This window comes from Salinimicrobium oceani (assembly GCF_012037645.1).
This window is the reverse complement of sequence record NZ_JAAVJR010000522.1, coordinates 1-479: the sequence shown is the minus strand read 5'-3', so window position 1 is coordinate 479 and position 479 is coordinate 1. Positions and strand designations below refer to the sequence as shown.

General features: G+C 30.9%; 1 protein-coding gene. It reads right to left on the bottom strand.

Annotated elements, in window-relative coordinates; all coding sequences use genetic code 11:
- Positions 1 to 390 (bottom strand): transposase (locus HC175_RS18040; protein WP_209310074.1); only part of this gene is annotated, 390 nt, incomplete at its 3' end.
- Positions 391 to 479 lie beyond the last annotated feature (89 nt).

Sequence of the window (479 nt, the reverse complement as noted above, 5' to 3'; positions counted from 1 at the left end):
CGGGTTTAAATGAATATAAGCAATTAATTGAATAAGATACTTTTCATCCTTAACCCGCTTCCTTTTTAAATGTTCCTGAAAAAGGCTTCCGGATCGAATATATCTCTTGTTTATAGCCTTGGTATAGGCATTGAACATATTTGAAAAAGGTAAATAGGGCTTTTGCTGGTGAATTATTGAAAGTTCATTTGCGTCTTTAATTTTAAGAAGAATATGAAAATGATTTTTGAGTAAACAATAGGCATATATATCGCAAACAGGATTTAAATGAACCTTAATCAGATGGAGAAAATAATTATAATTGGTTTCTTCTTTAAAAATATTTTCTCCATTATTTCCTCTATTAAAAATATGGTAAGTTATTCCCGGCTCTAAAACATCCTGTTTCATAATCCCTCAAATTTCAAAACCTAACAGGTCTCCAAGATCTGTTAGGTTTGATTTAGTTGATGTCCCTAATCAAAATAACCCACCCTGGA